5 protein-coding genes are annotated in these 6,173 nt (G+C 62.7%); 4 read left to right on the top strand and 1 reads right to left on the bottom strand.

All coding sequences use genetic code 11. The features are described from left to right. Window positions 1-146: 146 nt before the first annotated feature. A complete protein-coding gene (locus B552_RS0105305; protein ID WP_019447975.1) occupies window positions 147-1,574 on the bottom strand; it encodes an NAD-dependent succinate-semialdehyde dehydrogenase in 1,428 nt (475 codons plus the stop codon). A gap of 237 nt (window positions 1,575-1,811) precedes the next feature. Between B552_RS0105305 and B552_RS0105300 the strand changes: the two genes are divergently transcribed. From B552_RS0105300 to B552_RS0105285, 4 genes are all read left to right on the top strand, one after another. Then, a complete protein-coding gene (locus B552_RS0105300) occupies window positions 1,812-3,269 on the top strand; it encodes an MATE family efflux transporter (protein WP_019447974.1) in 1,458 nt (485 codons plus the stop codon). Between the two features lie 420 nt (window positions 3,270-3,689). Next, window positions 3,690-4,151, top strand: a complete 462-nt coding sequence (locus B552_RS0105295; protein WP_019447973.1) for a tripartite tricarboxylate transporter TctB family protein — start codon at window positions 3,690-3,692, stop codon at window positions 4,149-4,151. A 13-nt stretch (window positions 4,152-4,164) separates the two neighbouring features. Further along, window positions 4,165-5,667 carry a tripartite tricarboxylate transporter permease gene (locus tag B552_RS0105290; protein ID WP_019447972.1) on the top strand — a complete coding sequence of 501 codons (1,503 nt, stop codon included), beginning with the start codon at window positions 4,165-4,167 and terminating at the stop codon, window positions 5,665-5,667. Window positions 5,668-5,837: 170 nt separating this feature from the next. After that, window positions 5,838-6,155 carry a helix-turn-helix transcriptional regulator gene (locus B552_RS0105285; protein ID WP_035879467.1) on the top strand — a complete coding sequence of 106 codons (318 nt, stop codon included), beginning with the start codon at window positions 5,838-5,840 and terminating at the stop codon, window positions 6,153-6,155. Window positions 6,156-6,173 lie beyond the last annotated feature (18 nt).

Below are 6,173 nucleotides of genomic sequence, written 5' to 3'. Positions count from 1 at the left end.
CACGCGGGAGAGGGGCTGGGGGAGAGGGGCGGCGGTTCAAATTGGGGCCAGCGGCAAGCAGAACCTCAAGGCCCTCTCCCCCGACCCATCTCCCATTGCATGGGAGAGGGGAGAACGCCGGGAGCAAGGCCGCCGCAACTACGGCATCAAACCTGCGTAATAAACTTCGTCACCAGATACCCGTCGAAGGTTTCCTGGCCGCCTTCGCTGCCAATGCCGGAATCCTTGATGCCGCCGAACGGGGTTTCGGCCAGTGCCATGCCGAAATGGTTGATGTTGACCATGCCGGCCTCCAGGCCGTTGGACACCAGGTTGGCCGTCTTCAGCGAGTTCGTGAACACGTACGATGCCAGGCCGAACGGCAGGCTGTTGGCGCGTCGCAGTACTTCCTCGGCATCCTTGAAGCGCGTGACCGGTGCCACCGGGCCGAACGGCTCGTCCACCATCAGCTTCGCATCGTCAGGCAGGTTGGTCACGACGGTCGGTGCGAAGAAGAAGCCCTTGTCGCCAATGCGCGAGCCGCCGGCCACGATCTTGCCGCCGCGGTGGCTGGCGTCGTCAAGGAACTGCTCCATCGATGCGATGCGGCGCTCGTGCGCGAGCGGGCCCATCTGCGTGCCATCTTCCAGGCCGTTGCCAACCTTGATTGAGCCGATGACTTCGGTAAAGCGTGCCAGGAACTTGTCGTAGGCCTTCTCTTGGACATAGAAGCGCGTCGGCGATACGCAGACCTGACCGGCGTTGCGCAGCTTGAAGCGGGCCAGCATCTCGGCGGCCGGCTCGATGTCTGCATCGTCAAACACCAGCACCGGCGAATGGCCGCCGAGTTCCATCGTCATGCGCTTCATATGCGCGCCGGCCAGTGCGGCAAGCTGCTTGCCCACCGGCACCGATCCCGTGAACGAGATCTTGCGCACGATCGGCGATTCGATCAGGTACGTTGAAATCTCGCCCGGCACGCCCCAGACGATGTTGAGCACACCCGGGGGCAGGCCTGCATCGTGGAACAGGCGGGCCAGCGCTACTACGGCGCTCGGCGAATCTTCCGGACCCTTCAGGATCAGCGTGCAGCCGGCGCCAATTGCGGCCACGATCTTGCGGATGGCCTGGTTGAACGGGAAATTCCACGGTGTGAACGCGGCACAGACGCCGATCGGCTCGCGCACCACGATCTGCCGCACGGCCGGATTACGCGGCGGAATCACGCGGCCGTAGATGCGGCGGCATTCCTCGGCATGCCATTCGGCGTGCTCGGCGCAGCTCATGACTTCACCCACGGCTTCGGCCAGCGGCTTGCCCTGGTCCAGCGTGATGTCGCGGCCGATGTCCTTGGCGCGCGTACGGGTCAGTTCCGCCACGCGGCGCAGGATCTGCGAACGCTCCAGCGGTGACGTCTTCTTCCACGTCTCGAACGCGCGCTGCGCGGCGGCCAGTGCGCGGTCCAGGTCGGCGGTGGTGGCGTGCGGCAGCTTGCCGAGCAGTTCCTGCGTGGCCGGGTTGATGACGTCCTGCTCGCGCCGGTCGCCTCCCTTGACGAATTCTCCATCGATGTAGAGGGCGAGATCCTGGTACATGCCTGTCTCCTGTTTGTGTGTATGTGGGACGGCACGCCGGTGCCGGCGTGCCGCGTTCAATCGGTGGGAAAGCGCAAGCTTAACGCGTCGGACGGAAGTCCGCACAGCGATAGTCGCGGGCCGATAATCGCCCATTGTTTTCAATGACAGCGCAGCTTCTGGCACGGTATCGCGTGACGGACTAGACTGACACGTTTGCCACTTTTGCACTGCTGCGGTGCGGAAAAACATTCCCCGATGAAGCCCGACGCCAGACTGACCACCGGCCCGATCGGCCGTACGCTGCTGCTGTTCTCACTGCCCGTGCTGGGCAGCAACATCCTGCAGTCGCTCAATGCCTCGATCAATTCGGTGTGGGTGGGCCGCTATCTTGGCGAGGCGGCGCTCACCGCAACGTCCAACGCCAACATCATCCTGTTCTTCCTGCTTGGTGTGGTGTTCGGCATCAGCATGGCCAACACGATCATGATCGGGCAAGCCGTCGGCGGGCGGGATATTGAGGAGGCACGGCGCGTCGTTGGCACCAGCACCACGTTCTTTGTGGCCATGTCCGTGCTGGCCGCCGCATTCGGCTTTGTCTTCACGCCGCACATCCTGGCCGCGATGCATACGCCGGCAGATGCCACGCCGCTGGCCATCATCTACCTGCGCATCATCTTCGTCGCGCTGCCGTTCATGTACTTCTACAACTTCGTGATGATGACGCTGCGTGGCGCGGGGGACTCGCGCACGCCGTTCTATTTCATGCTGCTATCAGCCGTGCTGGACGTCGTGCTCAATCCCGTGCTGATCTTCGGCGTGGGGCCGATTCCGGCGCTTGGCATCGCGGGCTCCGCGCTGGCCACGCTGATCGCCCAGTTGACCAGCCTGGTGGCGATGATCGCGCTGTTGTACAGGCGCAAGCATTTCCTGCTGCTGCACCGCGAGCAACTGGCGCTGCTCTGGCCCGATATGGCGATCCTGCGCGCGCTGGTGGTGAAGGGGCTGCCGATGGGCCTGCAGATGGTGGTGATCTCGTCGTCCGCCATCGTGATGATGTCGATGGTCAATGCGTACGGCTCGCAGACAACGGCCGCGTACGGCGTGGCGTCACAACTGTGGACCTATGTGCAGATGCCTGCGCTGGCCGTGGGCGCCAGCGTGTCGTCGATGGTTGCGCAGAACGTGGGCGCGGGGCTGTGGGTGCGCGTGGCGCGCGTCACGCAGGTCGGACTGTTCTTCAATGTGTTGATGACCGGTGCGCTGGTGGCGCTGATCTATCTGTTCAATCGCCATTCGCTTGGCCTGTTCCTGGGCGAGGACGGCGTTGCGATCGAGATCGCGCAGCACATCAACAGCGTGGTGCTGTGGTCATTCATCCTCTTCGGCTTCACGATTGTTGTGTTCGGCACCGTGCGCGCCACGGGCGCGGTGATGGCGCCGCTGGTCATCCTCTTCATCTCGATGTGGCTGATCCGCCTGCCGTTTGCGTGGATGCTCGGGCCGCATATCGGCGCCGAGTCGATCTGGTGGAGCTTTCCGCTTGGGTCGGTGGTGTCGGTGCTGCTGTCGTTCGGCTATTACCGCTATGGCAACTGGAGGCGCAGCCATATCCTGCCGGTTGCGCCACATCCGGAGGCGGTCGGTGAAGCGCCGGACACCGGCATGGGCGTGCCGTGCGAGGACGCCGATGCCGGTGCAGAGGCCGTGCGATGACGCTTCTTAATGCATCCAGACAGGATTCTGCTTGTCTGCATGAGAGACATTTGATTTTCCCGCCCGCGCAGCGTCCTGCCATGTAAGCCAATCGAAAGCTGCGCGGCAGCCATACCGTGCCTTGCCGCATCACGACTGGACTTTCCCTTTCATTTGCCTTTCCGCGTCGCCTTTCATTTTTCTTTCGGGGTGCGATTCGCGTGCCGTCAAATACATCACAACGTGATGAATTGGTAGAAACAGCGCGCAGTTCGGGAATCGGGAGATACCCTAAATCCCAGACAAATGAAAGGAGGCTGAAAGATCCCCTCTCTACTGTTTGCAGCGTCGAACGTGTCGAACTTGATACGTTCGCCGTGGCGACGCGTCTGAGCCGACGTGTCACGCGGTACTGCATTCACAACTTTGAGGAGAATCGTTTTGCGCATACGCAGCCAAAAGGACTTTGCCTCCGGCCTGATGTTCATCCTGGTCGGTCTGGGCTTTTCCTTCGTCGCGCGCGGCTACAGCATGGGGACGGCCGCCAAGATGGGCCCCGGTTACTTTCCGTTCCTGCTTGGGCTGGTGCTGGCCATTCTGGGCGCGATGGTACTGATGGGGTCGTTGTCGTCTAAGGGTGAGGAAGATCAACTTGCCCGCTGGGATCTGAAGACGCTGTTGTGGATTCTGGGTTCCGTGGTGCTGTTCGGCCTGCTGCTCAAGCCGCTCGGCATGGTGCTGTCGGTGTTTGTGCTGGTCCTGGTGTCGTCGATGGCCAGCCACGAGTTCAGCTGGAAGGGCGCACTGCTCAACGGCGTGGTCCTCGTGCTGATCGCCATGGGCGCCTTCGTCTACGGCATCAACCTGCAGATGCCGGTATGGCCGGCCTTCATTACCGGCTAAGGAGTCGCCCCAAATGGAATTGTTCGAACACCTTGCCCTGGGCTTCTCCACGGCAATGTCCCTGCAGAACCTGGCCTACGCCTTCCTGGGCTGCGTGCTCGGGACGCTGATTGGCGTGCTGCCGGGCCTTGGACCGCTCGCGACCATCGCCATGCTGCTGCCGGTGACGTATTCGCTGCCGCCGGTGGCCGCGCTGATCATGCTGGCCGGTATCTACTACGGTGCGCAGTACGGCGGCTCCACGACCGCGATTCTGGTGAACCTGCCGGGCGAATCGTCGTCGGTGGTGACCACGATCGACGGCTACCAGATGGCACGTCGCGGCCGCGCCGGTGTGGCACTGGCCACCGCCGGTCTGGGCTCGTTCTTCGCGGGCTGCGTGGCCACGCTGATCCTGGCCGCGTTCGCTACGCCGCTGTCGGAACTGGCATTCAAGTTCGGCCCGGCCGAGTACTTCTCGCTGATGGTGCTGGGCCTGATTGGTGCCGTGGTACTGGCTTCGGGTTCGCTGCCGAAGGCCGTGGCAATGATCGTGCTGGGCCTGCTGATGGGCCTGATCGGTACCGACGTGAACTCGGGCGCCGCGCGCTTCTCGTTCGACGTGCCTGAACTGACCGACGGTATCGACTTCGTGGCGCTGGCCATGGGTATGTTCGGTTTTGCGGAAATCATCGCGAACCTCGAACAGAAGGAAGCCCGCGAGACGTTCACGAACAAGGTCACGAACCTGTGGCCGACCAAGCAGGACTTCAAGCGCATGATCCCGGCAGTGCTGCGTGGCACCGCACTGGGTTCGGCACTCGGTATCCTGCCGGGCGGCGGCGCGGCACTGGCATCGTTCGCTGCGTACTCGCTGGAGAAGAAGACGTCGAAGTATGCGCATGAGTTCGGCAAGGGCGCGATCGAAGGCGTGGCAGGTCCGGAATCGGCCAACAACGCCGCGGCTCAGACCTCGTTCATCCCGCTGCTGACGCTCGGCATTCCGCCCAACGCCGTGATGGCGCTGATGGTGGGTGCAATGACGATCCACAACATCCAGCCCGGCCCGCAGGTGATGACCAGCAACCCGGCGCTGTTCTGGGGCCTGATCGCCTCGATGTGGATCGGCAACCTGATGCTGATCATCCTGAACCTGCCGATGATCGGTGTGTGGGTGAAGCTGCTGACCGTACCTTATCGCTTCCTGTACCCGGCGATCCTGGTGTTCTGCTGCATCGGCGTGTACTCGGTGAACAACCAGACGTTCGACGTGTTCATGGCAGCGGCCTTCGGCGTGATCGGCTACCTGTTCCTGAAGCTGAAGTGCGAGCCGGCGCCGCTGCTGCTGGGCTTCGTGCTCGGGCCGATGATGGAAGAGAACTTCCGCCGTTCGCTGCTGCTGTCGCGTGGTGACTTCACCGTGTTCGTGACGCGTCCGCTGTCGATGGGCCTGCTGATCGCCGCTGCCGCACTGGTGGCCGTGGTGGCACTGCCGTCGATCAAGGCGAAGCGCGAAGAAGCGTTCCAGGAAGAGTGAAGTTGAAGCGATGCGCCGGTGTCATGCCGGCGCATCGGAAGCAGTTTTTTTTGGGGGTGCCGCTGTGCACCCCGTTTTCTTAAGTACTGAAGAGGACTGCCCGACTGCGCTGCAGTCATGGGCTGCGCATGATGATTCGAATTCCCGCACTGGCTGCGTCGCCTGCGCCCATGAAAACGCCATCGCTTGATCGTATCGTTTCCAGGCTCTACATCCTCAGGCTCGTCCAGTCGAGCCCCTCCACGGTTTTCAACCTGATGGAGCGTCTGCGCGAGCGCGGCATCGACAAGAACATCCGCGCGCTGCGTCCGATCCTGCGAAGCCTGATGATGGCGCGATCGATCAGCGCCGAGCTTGTGGAAGGCAATGGCCGCGTCTACAGCATCACCGATGCCGGGCGGGCCGAACTAGAAACCTACCTGTCACATCTCGATGTTCTCAAGACCGGTCTCTCCAGCGGGACCGAAGACGCGGACGAGCGCGCCTGAAAGACATCCCGCGAAGCA

This window comes from Cupriavidus sp. BIS7 (assembly GCF_000292345.1).
Taxonomy (GTDB): Bacteria; Pseudomonadota; Gammaproteobacteria; order Burkholderiales; family Burkholderiaceae; genus Cupriavidus.
The sequence above is the reverse complement of the archived record's forward strand: the minus strand, read 5'-3'. Positions and strand labels throughout refer to the sequence as shown.